This window comes from Bacillus sp. FSL L8-0152, assembly GCF_038006365.1.
Lineage (GTDB): Bacteria > Bacillota > Bacilli > Bacillales > Bacillaceae_G > Bacillus_A > Bacillus_A cereus.
Genome location: NZ_JBBOVB010000001.1, coordinates 4,420,363 through 4,443,757, shown reverse-complemented (window position 1 = coordinate 4,443,757; position 23,395 = coordinate 4,420,363). Strand labels below are relative to the sequence as shown.

Below are 23,395 nucleotides of genomic sequence, written 5' to 3'. Positions count from 1 at the left end.
GCCGATATATAATTCGTTCAACTAAACTATGTTTTGTATTATAAAACTATATTAAAAAAATTGTCAACAAAAATTTTTTATCCAGTGTTAATGAGCAGTAAAATTCCTACCTCAAAATTCGGTTGGAGCAAAGAAGTGAGATGGGAGATTAACTGCCCGTAACTCCCGATTGGTGAAGGCTAATAATCAGTGGGGATGAACGAAATCTCTACTGATTAAAGTTTCACTTTATTTCACTTCTAAATTAACAGTTAAATTAGAGGTATTGCCAGCTGCATCAGTTGCTACAATGTGAATAGTATTTTTCCCTTCTTGTAATTGAGTGCGATCGAAATAAATGTCATAGCTTTTCTCCCAAGGGTTCAGGAATGCCTGGTCCCATACACCATTTCCGTTAATTTCATATTGCATTCTCACTGGAATACCAGGTGCTATCCAACCAGATTCTGACATCCAATCTAGTAGAATATCATCAACTTTTCCTCTAATTACGAGATTTTCTTGGTCAACTTCGTATGTTAACTTAGGTGCAGTTCGATCAAGAAATACAGCAGCTGTTTGTTTTGTTTCTCCGCCAGAATTAGAAGCAACTGCTTCGATTTGATATAGCCCGTCAGCTAAAGGAGTTCCATCGGTTTTTGTACCATTCCATTTGAAAGGTTTGTATCCAGGAGTTGCATTTTTAGCTTGATGGATAATCCCTTGATACGTTACACGTTCTTTCGTAACTAAATTTGCATGCAATGTTACATCATCCACAGGCGCAACTAAATAGTAGTTGATGAGATTATCATCTAGTACGTGGTCGCCATTTGGGCTAAAAGTAGAATTAATAATTTCAAGTCCATCGATACGTTTATAATCTTTAGGATCGATACTAAATGTGAATGGAATTCGAATTTCTTCTTTTGCCCCTTGTTCTTTTACATATACATTTCCAGTATACACACCTTGTGGTAGTGAGCTATCTACAGTGATAGTAAATGGTTTTTCGGTACTACTATTCGGTTGAATGCTAATCGATGAAGGGACAGAAGCTTTTACTTTTGTGTTTGTGTTTGCATCTAGTAACTCCACACGAGTTGAAAAACTTTTCTTTTTACTAGAAAGGTTTTGTAATGTAACATTTTGCGTCAGTTTTACTTTTCCGCTATTTGGCTTAATAAGACCAAAGCTGACATTGTTAGGTTTTACTAATACATTTGTTTGAGCTGCTTTCGGAATGTTAATTAAACCTGATCCTTGTGCCATAACAGGGTATGTATTTTCATTGACATCATGTAATGTTTTTGCATTGTTAGCAAGAGCCGCTTTCAATTGTTCTGTCGTCCAATCAGGATGCATTTGACGCAAGAGGGCAACCGCTCCAGCTACTTGCGGAGCAGCCATACTTGTTCCGTTATGCGATTCATAGCCGCCTCGCGGTACTGTACTAGTAATTTGTACTCCAGGTGCAACAACATCAGGCTTTATTAGCCAACTTCCTTGTGATGGTCCTCTTGAACTAAAGTTACCGATAAGTTCTGTTTGCTTTGGTTGTCCAATTTTTATATTTTTCTTTCGTTTTGTAATTAAAGTTTTTAATTCTTCCCCATTTGTATTTGATAATTGCATTACTGGGACAGCTAGATGTTCACGTGAAAAATATTCCGGCATCATATTAATTTCTTTTTCGCTAGAGATTAATAACACACCAAGTGCCCCAGCTTGCTTCGCTTGTTCTGCTTTTACTAATGTACTAGAAGTACCTTGTAAAATAAGTGCGAATTTCCCTTTCACATCTTGTTTTACATAATCACTTGGATTGCCATAACCAACGTATACAAGAGGGGAATCATTTCCTATTGGAAAATCGGATTTTGATAACGGTAACCCTTGATATGTTTTGCTGGAACCAGCTACTTGGAATGTTGGAAACGGGATAGAAACCGTAGATGCTCCAACAGAAATGACACTACTTGCGTTACCGGGAGCATCAACAGACCAAGGTTTTGGTCCGTCATTTCCATTTGAAACGACAGTAGTAACACCAAGTTTCGCTGCTCGTTCTAACGTTAATGTTACAGGCTGATCAGGTACATTTAAATCCTGCCCAAGGGAGAGGTTTAACACATCTGCACCATCTTGAATCGCTCGCTCAATCCCTTGGATAATATCATCTGTTGTACCAGTTCCACCGTCATTCATTACACGATAGGCTAGAATAGAAGCGTTTGGAGCAACGCCTTTAATTTTTCCATTACCCGCAATAATTCCAGCTACATGAGTACCATGTACGTTACCATCCATTGGATCGCTATCTTCATCAACCGTGTCATATCCACCGATATAATTTGCCTTTAAGTCAGGGTGTGTATAGTCTACGCCAGAGTCGATAATGGCTACTTTCATGCCTTTTCCATCAAGCGGTTTGCCAGATGGATCTTTTAAATTCCACGCTTCAGGTGCACCAATTGTCGGTCCACCGATATTTGGTGCTTCTTCGTTAATAGTACTTTTTGATGTTTCATGCAATTTATATGTTAAGTTCGGATAGACTGCTTTTACTTCAGGTAAAGAGGCAAGAGAGGTAATTTGATCTCCAGGAACTGAAATAGAGAATCCGGAAAATAACGTATTATACACTTCTTTAATTTTTGCACCAGGTGCTTTTTCTTTTATTTTCTTAGTCGTATCTTCTTGTGCTTTTTTTAGCTCAGCATGATAAGACTGCGCATTACTATTTTGTAAATCTGGAGCATGCTGAATATTACTTTGAGCAGCGAGAGGTGCATGTTGCAATTCTACAATTACTGATATTTCTTTTGTTGTTTTCGTTTCAACATTTTGAGCAATTTTATGTTCTCCCCACTGTTCAATCGTTGTTTTTAATTGTGGACTAAATTGCTTCTCCTTTTGTAGTGATTCAGCATGAGTGCTTAAAGCTCCAAAACTAGAAAAGACAAGCGCCATGCTTAATAGTGTAGATGTAGTTTTTTTCATTGATACTCCCCCTAATAAAAAGTGCTAATATTCAGAAATAAAATCTTACATTTTAGTTAGAACTTATAAATATAAATGTTGGCTAAACTATACTTTCGACATAATTCATACCAATCCTCTATGAATTGAAAGTTTCTTGGGAAATTTTTTCTGATTATGTCGAATCGATATTTTTCACATATTGTAGGAAGAAAGTGAGGAATGCTATGAGGGAAATGGAGTGATGGTATGAAAAGGCTAATAGTAAGTGGTAGTGTAGTTTTGTTTATGTTTTTATATTCTATCGCTATTACTAGCGCAGAAAATAATAGTGTGAAAGTTGCTTTTATTCGTCATCATAACCTTTGGATTAAAGTTGATGGGAAAGAAAAACAACTTACAAAAGGAGAGAACATAACAGGGCCAAAGTGGTCACATGATGGAGAATGGCTGGCATATGTAAAAGGGGAGAAACAAAATATTCTTGAGTTATATCGGCTGAAAGATGGAAAGAAAGTTACGCCGTTTCACTCAGAAGCATCGAATTATCAATGGTCACCAACAGAAAATATAATTGCATTTATATTTACAGGTACATTGAATACATTTGATGTAGAAAAAAAGAATGCAGATTTTGAAAATGTATCGGCTGGTGTGGGTGATTATGCATGGTATCCTGATGGAAAGAACTTTCTTGTATCCTCTGAAGCGCACTTACTTCCAACAGGATGGACAGGGGCTCAGCTATATGAAGTGCAAAAAGATGCACATATGAATCCTCACAAAATGAAGCATTTGTATGCATTGCCAAATGAACATGATGATTTTCTAGCGCTAGTAGCAAGTGGCTTTAAGTGGTCACCAGATCAAAAGTGGATTTCATTTTTAGCGGTACCGACAGCTTCATGGTCAGCTGATAGTAATACGCTTTGCTTAGTTCGAGCAGATGGTAGTCGGTTTGAAATAGTAGATCAAATGCTATTAAATACAGAATGGTTCAAATGGGCGCCATCAAAAAACATATTGGCTTATATTGAAGGAAGCGGGAGAGTTGCATTAGAGAATAAACATTTAAAAATAAAAGAACTGCCAGCACTCCAGCAGCAAACATTTACGCCGAAAGGATATGTGGATTGGGATTTTACATGGAAGAACGATAATGTAATTATCGTTTCACGAGCAAAAGAGGGAGGGTTTGAAACTCTGCCAGAAAAAAGGCCATTCCCATCTTTATATGAGATAAATAGCACAAGCGATAAACAATATCAAATTACAAAGTCATCTAATAAGCAAGGCGATTATCATCCAATTTTCATGAAGAAGAGCAATCAATTAATATGGATACGTTCAGATCGTAAGAAAGCTAATATATGGATAGCTCATAGTGATGGAAAACATGAAAAAAAGTGGATTGAAAATGTAGATATACCAGAGTGGTATTATGAGAAATGGAATTGGGAAAATGTTATCTCGGTGAAAGAAGAATAAAAAACTGCCTAAAAGATTGTTTTAGGCAGTCTTTTACTGTTATTTATGTGTTTTATTTGGCTTTTTTTTCGCTGGGTTTCCGTTCCCTTGGCGCTTTCTATTTTGTTCATCTTTTGCTTGTTTTTCATGTAGTGTATCTAAAAATTCATTCGAGTTACTCATGTTTATATCTCTCCTTTCATTTTGTCATGATTACTATAACCATTTAGGAGGATAATCATGAGTTAGAAGTTAGGCACTTAATTTTCTTCGATAATGTAAGTAAAATATTCCATACATAACAAATAGCATGAGTAAAACTTGTAACTCTACATTTGCCTTTAAAATAGCTGCGATAGGGTCTGGTAAGTACGGTGATTTATCATTTGTGCTTAAACCTAACCATTTATTTAAGAGGCTAATGGTACAAAACATAAAAACACCGGACCAGCTTGCCGTAATTGCTTTTTGTTTCACGTTCATCATCTGTAATCCAAGGATTAGCAGTTTTATCACTACTAAAGAAGCCGTTTATATATCCCCATATAATCATTCCAATAAAGACAATTATCCATTTCATATATGTAATTCTCCTTTCGGTGTAAAAAGTATTTTACATGTAATATTGTAATATTGTAATATTTTACAAACCTTCGTGTCAAACATTTTTTACATATCGGTTTTTATACAGCAGGAATAAAGAATGCAATAGGGAAGAAATATGTGTGAGGATTTTATAGTAAGAGGAGACTGAATATGAAAATCGTTTTTGTTCGGCATGGTGAAGGTGAACATACAACGGATTTAACAGAAAGTTTACAAGTGTTTGACCCACCATTGACGAGAGTAGGAAAGGCTCAAGCTAAATTACTTCAACGTGATGTATCATTACAAGAAACGGATATATTAATTGTTAGTCCTACACTTAGAACTTTACAAACGGCGACAATATGGAGTGCGAAAGTAGCTTGTCAAAAAATAGTCCATCCATATGTATCTCCGCGTATTTTTCCTTATCGAGAAGGAGCGAAAACATTACCGTGCGATTATATAGTAGATCAGGAAATGATAACAAAGTTATTTCCGCATTTTTCGATAGAGAAAAGCTCAAATAATCAGTTATGGAAGGAAGGTATAAACACTATTTCAGAGAATAGTTTTCAGCAAATAGTAGATGAATTTCTTCTTTGGTGTTATGAACTGGGTGCGGAAAGAATTTGCATTGTATCTCACGATGGAACAATTACAGCATATAGGCAATATTTACAGAAAGTCGTTTTAACTAGATCAGATTTTTTGAAAGAAACAGGTATATATGAAATGGATTTATCCCATAAAAGTCTGATTGATAAGGGCTGATTATAGGATGGAGGTTGTTTGTTGAATATTGCATTAGTAGTTGGTTTTAATTCGGATTTAGAGGCGCAATCAATACGAGCATCTCTTGAGTATTTTGGTGCAAGAGTTGTGACATATTGGATTGGTAGACCGAAAGATTTTGTGGAAGTTCTTTCTGGAAAGAACTTATTTAACGATATTAATTATATTATTTTTTGCTTTCATGGTGAAGAAGGGAAGTTTGTCATGGAAGAGTTAGGCGAAGAAGTATATGAACAAGATGAACCGAGAGGGTATTTTGGTAAAGCAGAAATTTATAAATATGCAAAATTGCATAATACACATATTGTAAATAGCGGGTGCACATTAGGGGAGCAAAAACTTGCAAAATCTTTTTTACATAGTGGTGCGAAATCATATATTGGATCGATTGATTATGTAGATGGAAATGCAGCACTTATGTTTACTATACGCTTATTTTATGGGGTTATTAACCATGGGAAAACGTTAGAAGAAGCGTTTCAAGAAGCGAGTTTAATTGATGAGGAGACACATACATTTCGATTCTATAATTAGTGTGAAACACGTTTATTCTATATTCGAATAAACGTGTTTCACATTTAACTCACATTTTTTTTACGTTTTTTTCAATGAAAATGGTTATCACTTGTGGTATGATATGTTCAAGTTTTTACAGGTAATAAAAGTTACTATATAAACGTTAGTTTTTAATGTTTCATACGCATGTCACAGATTATTCATAATTAACGTTTGAAAAATAAGTAACTAATGTTATTATATTATCTGTAACTAGCTTAATTACAACTTTAGGAGGAAGATATGGTTATTCAATTTTTAAGAGAAAACAAAGCAGTTTCTTTTGTATTAGCAGTAATTCGAGTATATCTTGGTTACACATGGTTAATGGCTGGAATCGGTAAACTACAAGGAAAAGGATTCGATGCAACAGGTTATTTGCAAGGCGCAATTGAAAAATCTAAAGGTGCACAACCGGCTGTTCAATCTTGGTGGGCATCATTCTTACAAGAATTTGCAATTCCAAATGTAGATTTGTTTAATACACTTGTAACATGGGGAGAAATTTTAGTAGGAATTGGTTTAATTGTAGGCTGTTTAACAAAAACAGCGGTCTTTTTTGGTCTTGTAATGAACTTTTCCTATATGTTTAGTGGGTCAATTGGTGTGAACCCTGAGATGGTTATCTTATCTATGTTTGTTCTTGTTGCCGGTATGAACGCTGGGAAATTTGGAATGGATGGCTTTGTTATCCCGAAAGTATTAGGATCAAAAACTCAAAAACGCCAAAAGCAAGCTGCTTAATATATGAAAACGGGTATCTCAAAATGAGATACCCGTTTATGTTATTTTTCAACTTTGATCGGATTGTTCTTAAAGAAGTCTTGTACATACCCGACAAATTCTTGTGGTTCTTGGCGAAATGGTGCATGATAACCTTTTTCAATAATATGCAAAGTGCTATTTTTTAAGAATTGATGATACGTTTCTCCTTCTTTCCAAGAAACGCTACTATCATTTCTGCCCCATATAATTAAAGTCGGCTGTTTCATTTCATTCGCATTAATTTTAAGACGTCTAGGCCATAGTTTCATTTTGTTATAATGCTCTTCATCGTTACGTTTGAATTTCACTTTGCTCTCATCATAATCAGTAATAGAAGAAACGGCATTTAAATCAGTCGGCAATTGTGGTTTTGGTGAGCCTTGTTTAGTAACGAATGTATGAGGACCACCTGTAGCATCAGTTAAAATAAGGTGAGTAACTGCTTCAGGATATAAATATGTTAAATTTAGAGAAATTTCTCCCCCCATGGAATGCCCCAGTATTGCGAATGAATCATACCCTAGTTTTTTCATTAATTTATAATACAAATTTGCATGAGTTGGAAAAGAATAATAAAAATCCATTGGCTTAGATGAGCGCCCGAATCCTAAAGCATCTACAGAAATAATTGTATGATCTTTTGCTAAATCGGAGTAAATCTTTTGAAAACCATCTGATGACCCTCCAAAGCCATGAATCATAAGTAAAGGTGGTTTTTCATTACCAATCTTTTTAAAGTAAATGGTTTGACCATCTATTTCTACCATTTTTTCCTCGGTAGCTAGTTTAGCTGTAATTGTATTTTTCACTTGCTTTACTTGTTCTACTGGCTTTTCTGCTGCACTACATCCTACTAATAGTGTAAGAGTAAGACAACCTACCATGAAATAGCTAAATCGCTTCAATTAGGTGTCTCCTTTCTAACATAACGCTGTATCTATCATAGCAAATAGCATATTACGATTTCCAGGAAGTTGGCTACCATTTTTTATCATAAGAGGTGAAAGGAGCGTTTCTTGGAAATTTTCTGTTTGAAGAAATTTACGAAATATAAATTGTGAATGTGGGACATCAATTCGTACTATACCATTCCAACATTCACATATCTTTTTTAATAATTGAATAGCATCTTCTTCTTGCTTGGCGATAAGTGGATGGATACATAATATATTGCCCTTTTGTATGCATAATGAAAAAGCTTCTATACGGTTATTTCTTTCAATTTTAAAAGCGTGTATGGCCCTTGGTAATAGCAAAGAGTAAAGTAGAGAACGATTCACACCAGTTGCAATTTGATCAAGAGAAGTAAGAGATATAAGGTCTTCTTCTCGTACTTGTTGTAAGTGAGAAGGATACGTCTTAGTAGTTTGCTTTTCAAAACGATGAATTGTTGTTGCTGTTTGAAATCCACATGATGTGTATAGAGGTTCGCCAGCTTTTGTCGCAATAAGTGCAATTGGTTGTTTTGGATGAATTTGTTCCAAGCAATGATTTAGCAACATGCGCCCTATTCCTCGTCCTTGAAAATTAGGGTGAACGATTAACATACCAATGGAAGTGAAGTTACTTGTAAAAGGAAATACTCCTCCAGTCGCAATGAGTTTGTTTTCATGAATATAACCTACAAGTGTGCCGATAGAAAGATACATTTCGAATTGCTTTTTCATAAAAATTTCATCGTGTAACCATCCAACAGATTTGCAAAGATTAAGTAATTCAAAAATAAAAGACTCATTTAGCTTTACTATTTTCATAAAGGCTCACCGCATTTCTATTTAATTTCATAAAAATAGAGTCAAAATGTAAAAAAAAGAGATTTACGTTAAATGAAATCCAACCTGTTTATATTTAAATTGTAAAGGGCAGGATGGCTGATACGAAGAGACAAAGTTATACAAATTATAACTGATATTTACATAAGTTAACAAAAAATTTACATACAGCTAATTTTCTCTTAATAGTCTTCCATTAAATTTGATAGTGGGAAATGAATAACCTAATTAGGGGGACAAGACAGTGAAAAAGTTTGTGAAAAAAGCATGGCCATTTGCAGTTGTGGCATCATTAGCAGTTACTTCGGTAGCAACATGGAATTTTACTCGTTCTAGTGAGGTTAATGCAGATGAGAACGGAAGCAATGCAAAGATTAAAAATGTTATCGTATTAATTGGGGATGGTATGGGCCCTTCATATATGACGGCTCACCGTTATATGAAAGATAATCCAAAAACCTTTGAAATGGAATCTACAGAATTTGATAAGCATCTTGTAGGAACACAAAAAACATACCCAGAAGATGAGCATGAAAATATTACAGACTCTGCATCAGCAGCAACAGCTATGTCAGCAGGGATTAAAACATATAATGCTGCAATTGCAGTTGATAATGATAAAGCGGAAGTGAAAACGGTTCTTGAGCAAGCGAAAGAAAAAGGGAAATCAACGGGACTTGTTGCAACTTCTGAAATTACACATGCAACACCAGCTGCTTTCGGTGCGCATGACATTAGCCGTAAAAATATGGACGCAATTGCAAATGATTATTTTGATGAGAAAATTAAAGGGAAGCATAAAGTAGATGTTATGCTTGGCGGCGGCGTAAAGAACTTTGTTAGAAAAGATCGTAATCTTACAGAAGAGTTTAAGAAATCTGGTTATAGCTATGTAACGGATCGAGATCAATTGTTAAATGATAAAAATGATCAAATTCTTGGTTTATTTGCACCAGGTGGATTAGATAAAATGATTGACCGTAATGATAAAACACCTTCATTAGAAGAAATGACTAATGCAGCAATTGAGCGTTTGAACAAAAATAAAAATGGTTTCTTCTTAATGGTGGAAGGAAGTCAAATCGACTGGGCTGGACATGATAATGATATCGTTGGTGCAATGAGTGAAATGGAAGACTTCGAAAAAGCTTTCAAAGCAGCGATTGAGTTTGCGAAAAAAGATAAAAATACGTTAGTTGTTGCAACGGCAGACCACGCTACAGGTGGATTATCTTTAGGGGCCAATGGCGAGTATAACTTTAAAGTAGATCCAATTAAAGCTGCAAAACGCACACCAGACTTTATGGCAAATGAGATTGCAAAAGGTGCAAATGTAGAAGAAACATTGAAAAAGTATATTGATTTACAATTAACTCCAGAAGAAATTCAAGCTGTAAATGATATAGCTCCGTCAAAAGATGTAACAAAGATTGATAATGCAATTGAAGATATTTTCAATAAGCGCTCGGTTACAGGCTGGACAACTGGTGGACATACAGGGGAAGATGTGAACGTGTATGCATTTGGTCCAGGTAAATACTTATTCTCAGGCGTTCAAGAGAATACAAATATAGCGAAACGTGTCTTTGATATTGTTGGCGGTGGCGATCCGAATAAAGGAAGACGTTAATTAAGAGCGAAAGTGAGGCGAAATGCCTCACTTTTCTTTTTAGGAGTTGGGAATATGGAAAAAATATTTAGGAAATTAAGATTCCTTCTAGTGTTTGTAGTATTACTAGTTGGATGTCAACAAGAAGAGAATAACGTAGAACAAAAATCTACTACTAAAAAATCTGAGGAAAAGGTACAAATAACAAAAGAAGAAGAGAGATCTATTCAAGATGTTATTACTACATTTGTGCGAACGACGAATGAAAAAAATCTTGCAGAACATATGGAGTTATTTTCAAAGAAGATGCCTAGTGCTGAAGACTTAAAAACACAAAAAGAAGCCGCATTTCAAAAGGGAAATAAGAAGATTGAATTGGAACATATAGATATGAAAGCTAGTAAAGTAGGGTATGTTATTGTTGAAACGAAAGAAAAGGAAGTAGACGATAGTGTCACTCTTCAAAAGAAAGTACAGTACGCTCTTGGAAAAGAAGATGAGAAATGGAAGATTGAAGAGGTTCGCACGATAGAGAAAAAATAACGTGAAACTTTAATAAGCGTGGGAGTCACACCTCCAAAAAAATGGTATAAAAAAGGTTCTCATTGGCGAGAACCTTTTTTTATAGTGGTAGCATAATTTGATTTGAGCATGCCTCAATATCATCAATATCTTGACGAATTGTGGCCATTTTATTATCAAGATCTTCAGCTTTCATTGCTGCATCATGTAGTTCATCTTTTAAATACTCCGGTATTTTCCCTTCATATTTATAATAAAGTTTGTGTTCTAAACTTGCCCAAAAGTCCATTGCCAGTGTACGTAACTGAATTTCTGCAAATACATCTTTTGTACCAGAATTCAGTGATAAAGGATATTTAATAATCATGTGTAAACTTTTATAACCGTTTCGTTTTGGGTTAGCGATATAATCTTTTACCTCTATGATTTCCATATCTTCACGCTTTTGAATGACTTCTTTTAAATGATAAATATCTTCTACGAAGCAACATGTAATACGAATACCAATAATATCTTGTAAATGCGTTTGGGCATTTTCAACTGTCGGTAATAAATTTTTACGTTCAAGCTTTTTAATAATACTTTCAGGTTGTTTTAGTCTTGTTTTTATATGTTCAAACGGGTTGTAATCCTCTAAAAATTGAGCTTCCCGGTTCATAATTTCAAATTTAGTTTTTAACTCTTCTAAAGCAAATGTATATGGTAATACAAAAGCTTTCCAGTAGTTAACTGTTGATTGATTATATTCCATTTATATACACACCTTTTCCTATTTACAAGTGAGGTTGTTATTATACTAAATACCAAATCATATAAGCACAAGCAGCAAATGATGAGATCATAAAGCGATATTTAGTTTTCATACTTTCAACTCCTTTCGAGTAAGATTCTATATAAATAAACGTGATTGTTAATAAGTTCACTATGTACAATTTCTATAGTAATAGATTCGTGTGAATTTCGTATGAACTAATTGTTTCAGCTTTTTGTCTTTTTTGCTGTTAATCATAATTATTATTCGGATTTAAAGTGTTTTTATTTGATTTATCCATTTGTATAAATTAATGTATATTTAAATTTATAGTTATTAAGGAGGATATACGGTGAACTTTGAAGAATTAGCAATTGCTAGACGTTCTGCAATGAAATTTATACAAGGTATAGAAATCCCTGATGAGGATTTTAAAAAAATATTTGAGTTAACTAAGCTTTCTCCATCTTGCTATAATTTGCAGCACACACATTATGTTGTAATTCGTGATCAAGAGCGAAAAGAAAGATTAAAAGAATTAGCGTTCGGTCAATATAAAGTATCGAGTGCATCAGCGGTAGTGCTCGTTTGTGGTGATAAAAGAGCATACCAAAATGTTGAAAATATTTACTTCGGTATGAAAGTTTTAAAAATGATTGATGAATGCGAATATGAAGATACAATTAGGCAAACGAAAGGTTTATATGAAGGAAAAGGAGAGCGTTTCATGGAGGATGAAGCGATTAGAAATGCTTCGTTAAGCGCGATGACTTTTATGTACGCAGCTAAATATTATGGCTATGATACATGTCCAATGATTGGTTTCGATGAAAAAGCAGTACAAAGTGAATTAAATATGCCAGAGCATGTAATACCTGTTTTAATGATTACGATAGGGAAAAGTGATACGACTAAAGTTCGTCCAAGAGGATATCGAAAGCCAATTAGTGAGTTTGTTACATACGAATCGTTTTAATAAAATTTATTTAACTATAAAAACAAGGGGATTCTAAATGGAATCTTCTTGTTTTTGCAATTGACAAATAGAATGAAGTTTTATAATATATAAATCGTAATCATTACGTTTTAGTTTGCGATCTTTGAAAGAAAGGAGAATTACCTATGCGTGTAAATATTACATTAGCTTGTACGGAGTGCGGTGATCGTAATTATATTTCTAAAAAAAATAAACGAAACAATCCAGAACGTATCGAACTAAAAAAATATTGTCCACGATTAAAGCGAGTAACGTTACACCGTGAGACGAAGTAGAAGACTAGAGATATCTCTAGTCTTTTTTTTTGTTAATAAGTTTTGGTTTTCTTTGTTATAATTACCTTAAATTGTAACAAAGGAGAGGGCATGGTGAATCAAAAAGATAAAGAAAGAAAAGAGCACGTAGCTCATATTATTGAAATTCCAGATGAATATAGGCTTGTTGTAGATGATCAAGAAGGGGTTGATGACCCGTATCATCTATTATGGTGGGGACATAAAGATGATGAGGAGAAACAGATACAAATTACATTAAATAGACATACTGGTAATTTAATTGAATTTAGGATAGATGATGGAAATTCTTTTTCGAGTGATAAGGGAGCGATAGAGGAGAATAAAGCAAGAGAGGTTGCAAATACATTCTTAAAAAAATATACAAAAGAAGGATATGAATTCTATACATATGTAACGGTTAAGGACGACAGGCGCGGTTGGAAAGAAGTAAATTATATGCAAGAAGTGAATAGCTATCCATTGCCGAATACTGGGTGTGTTGTGCGAGTGCACCCTTCAGATAATGTTGTGCATTTTCATTATAATGGACAAAAAGCCATAGAGAAAAAACCGTTATGGCCAAGTGAAATTGTTGGGGAGAATATCGTTTTAGAAAATTTGAAAGCTAGACAAGATATGAGACTTGTATTTGTAGATTTAACATACTCTTCATGTGAGTATGAAAACGAGGAAGAAGTAAAAGGGTACCATCTTGTATATGAACCAGAGCCTAGTCATGCGTTTATTGATGCAAGTACAGGTAAAGATTTATATGGGCCAGAACACTATAAATTACCTTCTACAGTACTTGTTGATAAACCGCTAAAGAGTAGTCAAAAAAAAGATGTGTTTGATTTATTTGATTGGGACAAGGAGAAGTTTGTCAAAATAGATGAAAAAGTAGATGAGGATGAAGTCCGGATAAAATTTGTATTAAAAGAAGAATTACAAAAAGAAATAGAAGAGAAGGATTCATATTCAATGGATGAGTTTTATAAAAAACATTTTCCAATGTTGAAACATGATGAATTCGTTGTAATTACTCTAGATAAAGAAACAAATCAATTGCTTTCTTTTTTTATGTGGAAGGATGAGAAAAAAAGGAAAACAATCTTATCGAGAGAGCAATGTTTAAGCAAGGCACTTCAATTTTTAGAGCATATTATCCCAGATGCGACAAAGTATGTTCAACTTTGGGATAATTATGAGGAGGAAGAGGGGATAGAGAGGTTTTCCTTTTCAATCTATGTAAATGACATTCATGTAGAGCGGAAATATATTATGATCAACATCAATGCAGAAAATGGTGCTGTGATGCACTACTCTGGAGAGTCTGGCAACTTTATAAAAGAATTACTTGCATATGAAACAACACCAAAAGTAACAAAAGAAAAAGCGTTAGAAATATACAGAGAGGCTATCCGAGTTAAATTAGAATGGTTTGTAGATCATGATGCAGAGGAAACGAAATACAAACTACTGTACAAACAAACGACAGATGAAAAACATAAAGAACCTTTTGATTGTAGTCGGGAAATTCGTTATATTGATGCCCAAACTGGGAGAAAGATTTGGAGTAAGTAAAGTAAAAAGAGTTATTTTTCAAAGAAAATAACTCTTTTTATTTTTATAATTTGCCTGTTCGTTTTTCAAAATTAAATGTGATAGGAAGATTGGAAGAAGAATTATCACTTTTAAATGTTACTTTCCATTCTTTAGTATGGGCTTTAATTTCAAAATTAAGAAGATTCATCGCTCTACGTTTATCTATTTCTAAAAACATATTATGAATTTCTGGTTCTTGCTGTAAATTAAGAGCCTTTAGTGTGACTGTTAATGTGAAAAAATTTTGCCCTTCATATACTATTTTTGATATTTTTGTTTTTTGTGTATTTAACAGTATATAAAAACGGTCTGATGGAGTTAATTGTACAGAGTCATCAGTAATTTCATTCTCGCTATTATAAAGTTCAACTAAGAAAGATGTACTATGGGAAGAATGTTTTTTGCTTGTAATCTGTAATTCAGTAGGAATCATCGGTATTTCATAAAAATCATTCCTTATTATGTTATTGTAATCCTCTGAAAATTTACGGACTTCTTTTGGAAAAGAGTCTTCTTGTGTACTTAAAAAAGTTTTATGTTGCTTTGGAGTTTTTTTACTAAAATTTAATGTTTCTTTAAAGTAATAATTGGATCCAGTTAAAAATAAAAAACTACAAATTAATAAAAAAATTCGATACGGATTTTGAAAGTTAAAGAACAGTAGTATACATGTAATAAATCCAATTACATAGAAAATAAAGATAAGTAGTTCTAGTTTTGAGTGAAAGGAGAAACCATAATTATGAAAAAATTTCATTCCAATTATAATTTGAGCTCCAAAAAACAAAGAAATTCCAAATTGAAAAAATAATAAATCAGGCCCTCTCTTAATAACAAAAGTAATGAACGAAATGAAAAGTAAAAATACCCCTAAATAAATTGTTACATTTAATAATCGATCTAATGTAAGCATGAATAGTTTCCCCTTTAATAGCATATTCATATATAAATAACAATTTTATATAATTATAATATAACAATAAAATATTTTAAATGTTGGAAGTGTTGAGTTTTATAAATAAACTGTACAGACACAAACAACCTCAAGCCCACATACACATAATAAAGACCACTATTTTGGCGGAGGTGAAAGGTTTGAGTCTATTCGCCGCAATTGGATATATGGTTCGAGAAGTGTTTGTCTTTGTTTCTTATGTGAAAAATAATGCGTTTCCGCAGCCGTTATCATCAGATGATGAGAGAAAGTACTTAGAGTTAATGGAGCAAGGTGATGCTCAAGCGAGAAATCTTTTAATTGAACATAATTTACGGCTTGTAGCTCATATCGTTAAAAAATTTGAGAACACAGGAGAAGATGCAGAAGATTTAATTTCAATTGGTACGATCGGGCTCATTAAAGCGATCGAGAGCTATTCTGCAGGAAAGGGAACGAAGCTTGCGACGTATGCAGCACGCTGTATTGAAAATGAAATTTTGATGCATTTACGTGTACTAAAGAAAACGAAAAAAGATGTTTCACTTCATGATCCGATCGGGCAAGATAAAGAGGGCAATGAAATATCGCTTATTGATATATTAAAATCAGAGTCTGAAGATGTAATTGATATGATTCAGCTTAGTATGGAGTTAGAAAAAATTAAAGAGTATATCGATATTTTAGACGAAAGAGAAAAAGAAGTGATTGTGAAACGTTTTGGACTCGGGCTAGATAAGGAGAAAACACAGCGGGAAATCGCTAAGGCACTTGGCATTTCTAGAAGTTACGTATCACGGATCGAAAAGCGTGCTTTAATGAAAATGTTCCACGAGTTTGTAAGGGCAGAGAAAGAGAAAAAAGCGAAAGAGTAAAGTGTATTAGAAGCAGCCATATTTTAAAATAGGCTGCTTTTCTTATTGTAAATAAGAAAAGAAAACGAGTTATGCTAAGAAGAAATACATGTTCACTGTTGAAAATGACGGATTCTATCTGTAATATTAGAAGGTGCTAAATAATTTAAGAATAATACCATACTTAGTTTTCTGTATGTATAATAAGGCTGCTTTATATGATATGTGGGAATAAGAACCAATTTTACGTATGATATAGAAAGAAAATAAGGGAAAACTAAAGTTATAGACTGATTAGGGGGTTTCGCAATTTGCGACGTACATTATATCGACTTATGATAGAACTTACAAATGGTCGCTTTACTTCTTATATATTACGTAAATTTGCACAATCTCGTTTGAGCTCTATCATTATTCCATCGTATGCGAAAGTTTTTCAAATTAATCAAGATGAGATGGAAAAGGGTTTGAAGGAATATAGAACATTGCATGAATTATTTACGCGTAAGCTAAAAGAAGGAAAGCGTAGTATTGATACAGATGCATCGAGTATCGTTAGTCCTGTTGATGGTGTTTTTGCAGATCATGGTCCTATTGAGGATACAAAAACATTTGATATTAAAGGAAAGCGCTATTCAATCGTGGATATGCTAGGTAATGAAGAACGTGCAACGCGATATGCAGGCGGTACATATATGGTAATTTATTTGAGTCCAAGTCATTATCATCGCATTCATAGTCCGCTTTCTGGTTCTGTGACTGAAAGATTTGTACTCGGTAGAAAATCATATCCGGTAAATGCAGCTGGTATGGAATACGGGAAAGAACCACTGTCAAAAAATTATCGTTCTGTTACAGAAGTAAGCAGTGATGGCGAGCATATGGCTCTTATAAAAGTAGGTGCTATGTTTGTTAATAGTATTGAGCTTTTGCATGAGAGAGACACTGTTCAAAAAGGTGAAGAAATGGCATACTTTACATTTGGTTCAACAGTTGTGTTATTGTTTGAAAAAGATATGATAGAAGTAGTGCAGGAATTAAAGAGTGGACAAGAGCTTCGTCTTGGTGAAAAAATAGCTACTCGCTTAGCTCATAAATAAAGAAAAGCTTTTATAACCGTAAGTAAGAGTTATGGGCAAAGATACTTAATGATGAAATCCCCTAGATGGGAGTACTTGTTTATTCGAGAGCCATCGTAGGATGGCTCTTTTTACAGGGCATCTAATAATTTATCCTTTAACTGTTTGATTGGTAAGGGCTGATTAAACTTTCACTTTATATGTAATCAAGATGATTTGACAAGCTTGTCCTCTAATGAGCGTCTAATGATTTCTTGTTTTATAAGTAAAATGAAGTCGGGATTTAATTTTAGTTCTTTTGCTTTATAATAAGACTCAGTGAGTAACTCAGTGGATAACTGTTCCATATGTTTTGTTTTCAAGGTGAGTCACCTCCTAATAATATAAGGATTGATTCGTTGATGCATTTAATGTACCAAAAAAATATGACAGTCACAAACGAGTGGTTATCCACATACCTAGGTGGATAAAGTGTGTATAGTTTGTTAGTAAATTCCAAATTAACTGCAAAATTAATGTGGAAAATGTGTACAATTTTATCCACAGGTTATATATCGAAAAATGTTGTCGAAAAATTTTATGAAAAATCCTCAAAGAGGTGAAAGAAATTGAAACTATTTTTACCAAATGAATATGTGAAAAATGTATATCATGTTCAACCAGAAGATTTAAAAAAACGTGGGATTAAAGGCGTTATTACTGACTTAGATAACACTTTAATTGAATGGGATCGTCCCAATGCAACGCCGCAACTTGAAAAATGGTTCTTGGAAATGAAAGAGCAAGGCATTCAAGTAACGGTCGTTTCAAATAATAATGAGCAACGTGTGAAAGATTTTGCTGATCCATTAGGTATTCCATTTATTCATAGTGCACGTAAACCATTTGTTCGCGCATTTAAGCGTGCGATACAAGAGATGCGTTTGCAGCCAGATGAAGTTGTAGTAATTGGAGATCAGTTACTGACTGACGTGCTTGGTGGAAACCGAGTAGGCCTTCATACAATTTTAGTTGTACCGGTAGCACAAACGGACGGATTAGTAACGCGCTTTAATCGAAAAATTGAACGAAGAATTATGAAAAATATGAAGAAAAAAGGTTTAATTAACTGGGAGGAATAAAGTTTGACTGAAACAATTAAATGTATTGGTTGCGGTGTAGAAATTCAAACAGAAAATAAAAATGAAGTGGGGTATGCTCCTGCCTCATCTTTAGAAAAAGAACAAGTCATTTGTCAACGTTGTTTTCGCTTGAAGCATTACAATGAAATTCAAGATGTATCGTTAACAGATGATGACTTCCTACGCATTTTAAATGGAATTGGAAAATCAGATGCATTAGTAGTCAAAATTGTAGATATTTTTGATTTTAATGGTAGCTGGTTACCTGGCTTACATCGTTTCGTAGGGAATAATAAAGTATTACTTGTTGGAAATAAAGCTGATTTAATTCCAAAGTCAGTAAAACATGATAAAGTAAAGCATTGGATGCGCTATAGTGCAAAGCAGCTAGGATTAAAACCAGAAGATGTCTTTTTAATTAGTGCAGCGAAGGGACAAGGAATTGCTGAACTAGCAGATGCTATTGAGTATTATCGCGGCGGCAAAGATGTTTACGTTGTTGGATGTACGAATGTAGGGAAATCGACATTTATTAATCGTATGATTAAAGAATTTAGTGATGAGACTGAAAATGTAATTACAACATCTCATTTCCCAGGAACAACACTGGATTTAATTGATATTCCATTAGACAAAGAATCTTCTTTATATGATACGCCAGGTATTATTAACCACCACCAAATGGCTCATTATGTTGGGAAGCAAAGCTTAAAGCTTATTACACCAACAAAAGAAATTAAGCCGATGGTATTCCAATTAAATGAAGAACAAACGTTATTCTTTAGTGGATTGGCACGTTTTGATTATGTAAGTGGTGGTCGTCGTGCGTTTACTTGTCACTTCTCGAATCGTTTAACAATCCATCGTACAAAGCTTGAGAAAGCAGATGAATTATATAAAAATCATGCTGGAGATTTACTAAGCCCGCCAACGCCAGAAGAATTAGCAAATATGCCTGAGTTAGTGAAATACGAATTTAATATTCGTGAACCAAAGACGGATGTTGTATTCTCTGGATTAGGATGGGTTACTGTGAACGAACCAGGCGCAAAAATTGTTGCACACGTACCAAAAGGAGTAAGTGTTTCACTACGTAAATCTTTAATTTAATATGGAGAGGGATTTATGAAACAATTATATGGTGTAATCGGAAATCCAATTGGACATTCATTATCACCCGTTATGCATAACGATGCATTTGAACACTTGAATATGGATGCCCATTATCATGCATTCCTTGTTGAAGAGGAAGCGCTAGGGGAAGCAGTAAGAGGTTTAAAAGCATTAGGTATTTCAGGATTTAATGTAACAACTCCGCACAAGGTTGCTATCATGGAGTATTTGGATGAGATTGATCCATTGGCAAGGAAAATCGGTGCAGTAAATACAGTGGTTCATAAGAATGGAAGGTTAATTGGCTACAACACAGATGGAATTGGTTTTGTTCGAGCGCTGCAGTCAATTAGTAATGAACCACTTCAAGGGAAACGTATTTTGTTACTTGGTGCAGGTGGTGCTAGCCGAGCTATTTATTTTTCTCTTGCTGATGTAGGTGTAAAAGAGATTGATGTAGCCAATCGTACAGTAGATAAGGCGAAAGAACTTATTGCTGCACGTACGGCCGATGTTAATTCTGTTGCTTTGTCGTTAGAAAAAGCGACAGAAGAACAAGGAAATTATGATATTATCATTCAGACGACAACGATAGGTATGCATCCACACGTCGAACATACGCCATTACAAATGTGTTCGTTAAAAAAAGGAACGATTGTATCAGATATAATTTATAATCCATTTGAAACGAAAATTTTATGTGAGGCAAAAGAGCAAGGCGCAATCATTCAAAATGGTATTGATATGTTTGTTTATCAAGGAGCGCTTGCATTTGAAATGTGGACAGGACGTGTACCAAATATTAATCGAATGAAACAATTAGTTATAGAAAAGCTTGGAGGCTAACATATATGTTAACAGGAAAACAAAAAAGATTTTTACGTGCACAAGCACATCATTTAACACCAATTTTTCAAGTAGGAAAAGGCGGAGTAAATGAAAATATGGTAAAACAAATTGGAGAAGCGTTAGAAGTTCGTGAACTATTTAAAGTGAGCGTATTACAAAACTGTGAATTTGATCGCCGTGAGGTTGCGGAAGAACTTGCAAAAGGTGCACGTGCTGAAATCGTTCAAGTAATTGGAAGCACAATCGTTTTATACAAAGAATCAAGAGAAAATAAACAAATTAAGCTTCCTCGATAAAAAGATTAGCATGCGCTATTTTTTATCGCTGATGCGTAATGATGTAGAGAGCGAAACCAATTGAACTTTTATTAATAGCAACTCTCTTCGTTCCTAACCAAGGAGAGTTGCTGTATATAAAAGGAAGGGGCGTTTCTTTTGAGGAAAATTGGCATCATTGGCGGTACATTTGATCCGCCTCACTATGGACATTTGCTAATTGCAAATGAAGTATATCACGCTTTGAACTTGGAAGAAGTATGGTTCTTGCCAAACCAGATTCCGCCACATAAACAAGGGCGTAATATTACAAGTGTAGAAAGTCGTTTACATATGTTAGAGCTCGCGACTGAGGCAGAAGAACACTTTTCTATTTGTTTAGAAGAGCTAAGTAGGAAGGGCCCATCTTATACGTATGACACTATGTTACAATTGACGAAGAAGTATCCGGATGTGCAGTTTCACTTTATTATTGGTGGGGATATGGTTGAATATTTACCGAAGTGGTATAACATTGAAGCTTTACTTAATCTTGTAACTTTTGTTGGAGTTGCAAGACCTGGGTATACATTGCATACACCATATAAGATTACTACAGTGGAAATTCCGGAATTTGCAGTTTCTTCATCCTTATTACGTGAGAGATATAAAGAGAAGAAAACGTGTAAATATTTACTTCCTGAAAAAGTACAGGTATATATCGAGAGGAATGGGTTGTATGAATCGTGAGAATGCACTGCATATTGTCAAACAACAAATGCATGAAAAACGTTATATACACACAATTGGTGTAATGGAGACAGCGATTGAGCTTGCTAAGTTATACGGTGTGGACGAGAAAAAAGCAGAGATGGCAGCTATATTCCATGATTATGCGAAATGTAGAGCAATTTCAGAAATGGAAGAGATTATTAAACGTGAAGATTTGCCGAAAGATTTACTTTGCTATAACAAAGAGTTATGGCATGCACCTGTTGGGGCATACTTACTAGAAAAAGAAGTAGGCATTACGGATTCTGAAATTTTGCAAGCTATTACATATCATACAAGTGGTCATGAGAATATGACGATGTTAGATAAAGTGATTTATGTAGCTGATTACATTGAACCTGGGCGAAAGTTTCCAGGAGTGGAAGAGGCTCGTAAACTCGCATATACGGATATAAATCAAGCCCTATTATTTGCGTTAAAAAGAACAATTCAATTTTTAATGGAAAAAGATCAGACGATTTATCCATTAACATTCCAAACATACAATGCAGTTATCAAGGAGGAAATGAGTAAATGAACGATAAAGAATTATTAGTATTAGCGGCAAAAGCAGCTGATGATAAGAGAGCAGAAGATATGGTTGTCCTAAATATGCAAGGTATTTCACCAATTGCAGATTATTTCATTATTTGTCACGGAAATTCAGATAAACAAGTGCAAGCAATTGCACGTGAAATTAAATCAAAAGCACATGAGTTCCAAATCGACGTACAACGTATGGAAGGGTTTGACGAAGCACGTTGGGTATTAGTTGATCTTGGAGATGTAGTTGCTCATGTATTCCATAAAGATGAGCGTAATCACTATAATTTAGAGCGTCTATGGGGCGATGTGCCACGTGAAGATATTACAGAAGAGTTAGGACAATGAAATACGAACAATTTGCATTGTTGTACGACGAACTAATGAATGATGTCCCTTATGATAAATGGGTGGAATTTACAGAGGAAAGTTTACAGCAGGCAGGTATGAAAGAGGCAAAAATTCTTGATGTAGCATGCGGTACAGGTAATGTAACCCTGCCGCTTGTGCAAAAGGGTTACGATTTAATAGGTGTCGATCTTTCAGAAGAAATGTTAACAGTCGCTCAGCAAAAACTAGGCGGAGAAGGGCATTTTATTCCTTTTTACCAACAAGATATGCGCGAGCTTGATGTTCCGGGTGAGTTTGACTGTGTAACGATTTTTTGTGATTCATTAAATTATGTATTGCAAGAAGATGGAGTACAAGAAACATTTAGAAGAGTGTTTCACCATTTGCGTCAAGATGGTTTGTTTTTATTTGATGTACATTCTTTATATAAAATACATCATGTATTTCAAAATGAAACGTATACAGTGAATGGAGAAGAAATATCTCTTATTTGGAATTGCTTCCCTGGTGAAGAATCAAATAGTGTAGAGCATGATTTGACATTCTTTGTTCAAGATCCGGAAGAAGATGTGTACCATCGGTTTGACGAATGTCACGTGCAACGTGCATATCAAGTGGAAGAGTTAACGAAATGGCTTGAAGAAGCAGGTTTTACAGTTCTTCGTGTAACAGGTGATTTTGAGCGACTTGAAGTTACAGAACAAACAGAGCGTATTTTCTTCATGGCGAAGAAAAACGGATAAAACAAATAAAACAAAAGCAACCGAGAAGGTTGCTTTTGTTTTATAAAGAAGATGTATTTTTAGTTCTAGCATAATCTGAAGATCGTATGCGTAAAGTGTGGGAATAGTAGTTGAAGTGAAAATG

General features: G+C 34.4%; 26 protein-coding genes, 1 pseudogene and 1 other annotated feature (1 of these 28 cut by a window edge). Of the genes and pseudogenes, 19 read left to right on the top strand and 8 right to left on the bottom strand.

Going from position 1 to position 23,395, the window contains the following annotated elements; all coding sequences use genetic code 11:
• Positions 1–8: a binding site (T-box leader), on the bottom strand (it extends 221 nt beyond the left edge of the window).
• Between the two features lie 220 nt (positions 9–228).
• Positions 229–2,982, bottom strand: coding sequence for a S8 family peptidase (locus tag MHH27_RS22405; RefSeq protein WP_098507982.1), 2,754 nt, complete (start codon positions 2,980–2,982; stop codon positions 229–231).
• A 228-nt stretch (positions 2,983–3,210) separates the two neighbouring features.
• Here MHH27_RS22405 and MHH27_RS22400 point away from each other — a divergent pair, with 228 nt between their 5' ends.
• Positions 3,211–4,449, top strand: a complete 1,239-nt coding sequence (locus MHH27_RS22400; protein WP_098250895.1) for a TolB family protein — start codon at positions 3,211–3,213, stop codon at positions 4,447–4,449.
• A gap of 39 nt (positions 4,450–4,488) precedes the next feature.
• Here the strand turns inward: MHH27_RS22400 and MHH27_RS22395 are convergent, their stop codons facing one another.
• Both MHH27_RS22395 and MHH27_RS22390 read right to left on the bottom strand, forming a co-directional pair.
• Positions 4,489–4,611: a DUF4023 domain-containing protein gene (locus tag MHH27_RS22395; protein ID WP_000071866.1), complete on the bottom strand. Its 123-nt coding sequence runs from the start codon at positions 4,609–4,611 to the stop codon at positions 4,489–4,491.
• Between the two features lie 69 nt (positions 4,612–4,680).
• A pseudogene (locus MHH27_RS22390) lies at positions 4,681–5,008 on the bottom strand (phosphoglycerate mutase).
• A gap of 176 nt (positions 5,009–5,184) precedes the next feature.
• Here MHH27_RS22390 and MHH27_RS22385 point away from each other — a divergent pair.
• The 3 genes from MHH27_RS22385 to MHH27_RS22375 all read left to right on the top strand — a co-directional run bounded on the left by MHH27_RS22385 (position 5,185) and on the right by MHH27_RS22375 (position 7,107).
• The gene (locus MHH27_RS22385) at positions 5,185–5,787 is read left to right on the top strand and encodes a phosphoglycerate mutase family protein (protein ID WP_053563628.1); all 603 of its coding nucleotides are present in this window, start codon (positions 5,185–5,187) and stop codon (positions 5,785–5,787) included.
• An 18-nt stretch (positions 5,788–5,805) separates the two neighbouring features.
• Positions 5,806–6,342: a hypothetical protein gene (locus tag MHH27_RS22380; RefSeq protein WP_025118463.1), complete on the top strand. Its 537-nt coding sequence runs from the start codon at positions 5,806–5,808 to the stop codon at positions 6,340–6,342.
• Between the two features lie 264 nt (positions 6,343–6,606).
• On the top strand, positions 6,607–7,107 hold the full coding sequence (locus MHH27_RS22375; RefSeq protein WP_000236608.1) for a DoxX family protein: 501 nt from the start codon (positions 6,607–6,609) through the stop codon (positions 7,105–7,107).
• Between the two features lie 41 nt (positions 7,108–7,148).
• On the opposite strand, the gene MHH27_RS22370 is transcribed toward MHH27_RS22375, so the two are convergent.
• Together MHH27_RS22370 and MHH27_RS22365 are read right to left on the bottom strand one after the other, a co-directional pair.
• Entirely contained in the window at positions 7,149–8,033 is an 885-nt protein-coding gene (locus MHH27_RS22370; RefSeq protein ID WP_000819813.1) for an alpha/beta fold hydrolase, read from the bottom strand.
• A 15-nt stretch (positions 8,034–8,048) separates the two neighbouring features.
• The gene (locus tag MHH27_RS22365) at positions 8,049–8,882 is read right to left on the bottom strand and encodes a GNAT family N-acetyltransferase (protein WP_000706702.1); all 834 of its coding nucleotides are present in this window, start codon (positions 8,880–8,882) and stop codon (positions 8,049–8,051) included.
• A gap of 262 nt (positions 8,883–9,144) precedes the next feature.
• Between MHH27_RS22365 and MHH27_RS22360 the strand changes: the two genes are divergently transcribed.
• Together MHH27_RS22360 and MHH27_RS22355 are read left to right on the top strand one after the other, a co-directional pair.
• Positions 9,145–10,530, top strand: a complete 1,386-nt coding sequence (locus tag MHH27_RS22360; RefSeq protein ID WP_000714908.1) for an alkaline phosphatase — start codon at positions 9,145–9,147, stop codon at positions 10,528–10,530.
• A 54-nt stretch (positions 10,531–10,584) separates the two neighbouring features.
• Positions 10,585–11,052: a hypothetical protein gene (locus MHH27_RS22355; RefSeq protein WP_090977040.1), complete on the top strand. Its 468-nt coding sequence runs from the start codon at positions 10,585–10,587 to the stop codon at positions 11,050–11,052.
• Positions 11,053–11,131: 79 nt separating this feature from the next.
• On the opposite strand, the gene MHH27_RS22350 is transcribed toward MHH27_RS22355, so the two are convergent.
• Positions 11,132–11,782, bottom strand: coding sequence for a GTP pyrophosphokinase (locus tag MHH27_RS22350; RefSeq protein ID WP_000456218.1), 651 nt, complete (start codon positions 11,780–11,782; stop codon positions 11,132–11,134).
• A gap of 352 nt (positions 11,783–12,134) precedes the next feature.
• On the opposite strand from MHH27_RS22350, the gene MHH27_RS22345 reads away from it, so the two are divergent.
• The 3 genes from MHH27_RS22345 (at position 12,135) to MHH27_RS22335 (ending at position 14,638) form a co-directional block, all read left to right on the top strand.
• Complete coding sequence (locus tag MHH27_RS22345; RefSeq protein ID WP_001008498.1) at positions 12,135–12,758, top strand: nitroreductase family protein; 624 nt, start codon at positions 12,135–12,137, stop codon at positions 12,756–12,758.
• Positions 12,759–12,904: 146 nt separating this feature from the next.
• The gene (gene rpmG, locus MHH27_RS22340) at positions 12,905–13,054 is read left to right on the top strand and encodes a 50S ribosomal protein L33 (protein ID WP_001265617.1); all 150 of its coding nucleotides are present in this window, start codon (positions 12,905–12,907) and stop codon (positions 13,052–13,054) included.
• 90 nt (positions 13,055–13,144) lie between these two features.
• Positions 13,145–14,638: a YcdB/YcdC domain-containing protein gene (locus MHH27_RS22335; RefSeq protein WP_097925243.1), complete on the top strand. Its 1,494-nt coding sequence runs from the start codon at positions 13,145–13,147 to the stop codon at positions 14,636–14,638.
• Between the two features lie 43 nt (positions 14,639–14,681).
• Here the strand turns inward: MHH27_RS22335 and MHH27_RS22330 are convergent, their stop codons facing one another.
• Positions 14,682–15,602, bottom strand: coding sequence for a hypothetical protein (locus MHH27_RS22330; RefSeq protein ID WP_088022816.1), 921 nt, complete (start codon positions 15,600–15,602; stop codon positions 14,682–14,684).
• Between the two features lie 152 nt (positions 15,603–15,754).
• On the opposite strand from MHH27_RS22330, the gene sigK reads away from it, so the two are divergent.
• Both sigK and MHH27_RS22320 read left to right on the top strand, forming a co-directional pair.
• Positions 15,755–16,468: an RNA polymerase sporulation sigma factor SigK gene (sigK, locus tag MHH27_RS22325; RefSeq protein ID WP_000051382.1), complete on the top strand. Its 714-nt coding sequence runs from the start codon at positions 15,755–15,757 to the stop codon at positions 16,466–16,468.
• 290 nt (positions 16,469–16,758) lie between these two features.
• A complete protein-coding gene (locus MHH27_RS22320) occupies positions 16,759–17,547 on the top strand; it encodes a phosphatidylserine decarboxylase (protein WP_090977044.1) in 789 nt (262 codons plus the stop codon).
• Positions 17,548–17,732: 185 nt separating this feature from the next.
• Here MHH27_RS22320 and MHH27_RS22315 read toward each other — a convergent pair whose 3' ends face one another.
• Positions 17,733–17,888 (bottom strand): sporulation histidine kinase inhibitor Sda, encoded by a 156-nt coding sequence (locus tag MHH27_RS22315; RefSeq protein WP_000850094.1) that lies wholly within the window; start codon positions 17,886–17,888, stop codon positions 17,733–17,735.
• 246 nt (positions 17,889–18,134) lie between these two features.
• Between MHH27_RS22315 and MHH27_RS22310 the strand changes: the two genes are divergently transcribed.
• The 8 genes from MHH27_RS22310 (at position 18,135) to MHH27_RS22275 (ending at position 23,271) form a co-directional block, all read left to right on the top strand.
• Complete coding sequence (locus MHH27_RS22310; protein ID WP_000765314.1) at positions 18,135–18,647, top strand: YqeG family HAD IIIA-type phosphatase; 513 nt, start codon at positions 18,135–18,137, stop codon at positions 18,645–18,647.
• Between the two features lie 3 nt (positions 18,648–18,650).
• Positions 18,651–19,757, top strand: a complete 1,107-nt coding sequence (gene yqeH, locus MHH27_RS22305) for a ribosome biogenesis GTPase YqeH (protein ID WP_090977046.1) — start codon at positions 18,651–18,653, stop codon at positions 19,755–19,757.
• 15 nt (positions 19,758–19,772) lie between these two features.
• The gene (gene aroE, locus MHH27_RS22300) at positions 19,773–20,606 is read left to right on the top strand and encodes a shikimate dehydrogenase (protein WP_053563633.1); all 834 of its coding nucleotides are present in this window, start codon (positions 19,773–19,775) and stop codon (positions 20,604–20,606) included.
• Positions 20,607–20,611: 5 nt separating this feature from the next.
• The gene (yhbY, locus tag MHH27_RS22295; protein ID WP_000955227.1) at positions 20,612–20,905 is read left to right on the top strand and encodes a ribosome assembly RNA-binding protein YhbY; all 294 of its coding nucleotides are present in this window, start codon (positions 20,612–20,614) and stop codon (positions 20,903–20,905) included.
• A gap of 138 nt (positions 20,906–21,043) precedes the next feature.
• A complete protein-coding gene (nadD, locus tag MHH27_RS22290) occupies positions 21,044–21,613 on the top strand; it encodes a nicotinate-nucleotide adenylyltransferase (protein ID WP_001226048.1) in 570 nt (189 codons plus the stop codon).
• Positions 21,603–22,172: a bis(5'-nucleosyl)-tetraphosphatase (symmetrical) YqeK gene (gene yqeK, locus MHH27_RS22285; RefSeq protein ID WP_075719079.1), complete on the top strand. Its 570-nt coding sequence runs from the start codon at positions 21,603–21,605 to the stop codon at positions 22,170–22,172. Before nadD ends, yqeK begins: the two co-directional genes overlap by 11 nt.
• Positions 22,169–22,525, top strand: coding sequence for a ribosome silencing factor (gene rsfS / locus MHH27_RS22280; RefSeq protein ID WP_000998193.1), 357 nt, complete (start codon positions 22,169–22,171; stop codon positions 22,523–22,525). Before yqeK ends, rsfS begins: the two co-directional genes overlap by 4 nt.
• Entirely contained in the window at positions 22,522–23,271 is a 750-nt protein-coding gene (locus MHH27_RS22275; protein WP_000873074.1) for a class I SAM-dependent methyltransferase, read from the top strand. The genes rsfS and MHH27_RS22275 overlap by 4 nt, the downstream gene beginning before the upstream one ends.
• Positions 23,272–23,395: the final 124 nt, after the last annotated feature.